At 71.7% G+C, this 1,058-nt stretch carries 2 protein-coding genes and 1 pseudogene; 1 reads left to right on the top strand and 2 read right to left on the bottom strand.

Going from position 1 to position 1,058, the window contains the following annotated elements; genetic code table 11:
* Positions 1 to 281 (top strand): c-type cytochrome (locus AC27KI_RS25610; RefSeq protein WP_487116622.1); only part of this gene is annotated, 281 nt, incomplete at its 5' end.
* 118 nt (positions 282 to 399) lie between these two features.
* Here AC27KI_RS25610 and AC27KI_RS25605 read toward each other — a convergent pair.
* Positions 400 to 924: a DUF2946 family protein gene (locus AC27KI_RS25605; RefSeq protein ID WP_487116620.1), complete on the bottom strand. Its 525-nt coding sequence runs from the start codon at positions 922 to 924 to the stop codon at positions 400 to 402.
* Positions 917 to 1,058, bottom strand: a pseudogene (locus AC27KI_RS25600) (alpha/beta hydrolase); the annotation flags it as partial. The pseudogene AC27KI_RS25600 and the gene AC27KI_RS25605, both read right to left, overlap by 8 nt.

Raw genomic sequence — 1,058 nt, 5'->3', positions numbered from 1 at the left:
CTCCGGCCGCGGCACCCGCCGCCCCCACGACGACGGCCGCCGCCGGCGCTGGCGAGGCCCTGTACAAGCAGGCATGCCAGGTCTGCCATGCCGCCGGCATCGCCGGTGCGCCCAAGTTCGGCGACAAGGCCGCCTGGGCCGAGCGCCTGAAGGACGGCATCGACGGCATGACCCGCATCGCCATCGCCGGCAAGGGCGCCATGCCGCCCCGCGGCGGCACGCAGGCGTCGGACGCGGACATCCATGCGGCGGTCGAGTTCATGGCCAACGCGGCCAAGTAAGACGAGGCACCCTCCCCCCAGCAAAAAGCCGGTCATCGACCGGCTTTTTTCGTTTCGGACAGGGTGACAAGGCCCTCGCCGCCGGGATATCGCCCCGGTGCCGGGGCCCGGCAACGGCTCAGACCCGGAACACCGAGGGCTGCAGCACGTAGCCATAGCGCACCGGCAGATCGGCCGCCTGCACCGGCTGCGGGTCCCACTGCCCGGCCTCGACCGCCTGCGCGGCGGTTTCCATATCCAGCGTGTGCGCCAGCCCCAGCACGGTGCCGTCGAACAGGTACAGGCGACCGGCCTCGTCCAGCAGGCATTCGCGGGCGGTGGAGGCGCGGCCGGTGTGGGCGACGAGGGTGAAATCCGGCTCGATGCGCCAGACCACCGGGGTGATCTCCAGCTCCACGTACACGCGCTGCGGGCCATTCTGGAAGAACCAGCGCCCCTGGGCGTCGGCCTCGTAGTTGCGCTGGATGAAGTCGATGAGCTTGCCGTGCGCCAGCAGCGAGCCTTTGGCCTGCGGGAACGGCCCCTGGCCCTGGGTGGCGTCGTCGCGCATGTACCAGCGGCCCCGCGCGTCGAGCCCCAGCCAGCCGTAGCAGTCGGGAACGTTGGGCCACTTGGCGATGGCCTGTTTGACGATGTCATCCATGGCGCGATGGTATCGAGGGGGTTTCGCCGGCCGCGTAGTCCGGTGCCCCGTGGGCCGCCAGCCAACCGGCCACCTCGGCCGGCATGGCGCGCACGTGGCCCGGCAGGCGCCCCTGGGCGAAGCCGACGTGCCCG

This window comes from Acidovorax sp. KPB24-03 (assembly GCF_057546605.1).
This window is presented reverse-complemented; position numbering and strand designations above follow the sequence as displayed.